The following is a 981-nucleotide window of genomic DNA, read 5'->3' as shown; positions in this document are numbered from 1 at the left end:
GGTCCCGGCGACGACCTCGGGCGACTCCGCCCCGTCGGACAGCGCCCGCACGGCCGACGCGTGCTCACCCAGCACCACGGCGCGGTGCGCGAGCGCGGCCCGTGCCGACCCCAGGGTCAGCCCCACATCGGCCGCGTCGTGGTCGGCCACCACCCCGGCCAGTCGTGCGGCCTGCCCCCGCAACGCCTCCGGCGTGTGCCCGCTCAACGCCCACAGGACGGGCCCGGAGTGCGTCGGCTCGACGGTCTCGGCCGCCGGGGGCTCCTCGATGATGGCGTGCGCGTTGGTCCCGCTCACCCCGAACGACGACACACCCGCCCGGCGCGGGCGCTGCCCCTCCGGCCATGCGGCGGGTTCGGTGAGCAGGGAGACCGCGCCCGCGGACCAGTCGACGTGCGGGCTGGCGGTCTCGGCGTGCAGGGTGCGCGGGAGCACGCCGTGGCGCAGGGCCTCGACGATCTTGATGATGCCCGCGACGCCCGCGGCGGCCTGGGTGTGACCGATGTTCGACTTGATCGACCCGAGCCGCAGCGGCGCGGAACGGTCCTGGCCGTAGGTGTCGAGCAGAGCCCGGGCCTCGATGGGGTCACCGAGGCGCGTGCCGGTGCCGTGCGCCTCCACTGCGTCCACATCGGACGCGCCGAGCCCGGCGTCGGCGAGGGCGGCCCGGATGACGGCACGCTGCGCGGGGGCGCTCGGCGCGGTGAGCCCGTTGGACGCGCCGTCGGAGTTGACCGCCGTTCCGCGCACGACGGCCAGGACCGGGTGGCCGGCCGCGACGGCGTCGGACAGGCGCTCCAGGAGCAGAAACCCCGCGCCCTCGGCCCAGCCGGTACCGTCGGCCCCGGCTCCGAAGGACTTGCAGCGCCCGTCGGCGGCCAGCCCCTGCTGCCGGGAGAAGTCGAGGAACACCTGCGGGGTCGACATGACGGTCACGCCGCCCGCGAGCGCCATCGAGCACTCCCCCGACCGCAGCGATCG

At 76.4% G+C, this 981-nt stretch carries 1 protein-coding gene; it reads right to left on the bottom strand.

Annotation, left to right across the window (positions count from 1 at the left end):
* On the bottom strand, positions 1-981 hold a 981-nt coding region (locus tag SACPADRAFT_RS0201445), incomplete at both ends, for a beta-ketoacyl synthase N-terminal-like domain-containing protein (protein WP_233357094.1).

The sequence above is a fragment of the Saccharomonospora iraqiensis subsp. paurometabolica YIM 90007 genome (assembly GCF_000231035.2).
Classification (GTDB): domain Bacteria; phylum Actinomycetota; class Actinomycetes; order Mycobacteriales; family Pseudonocardiaceae; genus Saccharomonospora; species Saccharomonospora paurometabolica.
This window is presented reverse-complemented; position numbering and strand designations above follow the sequence as displayed.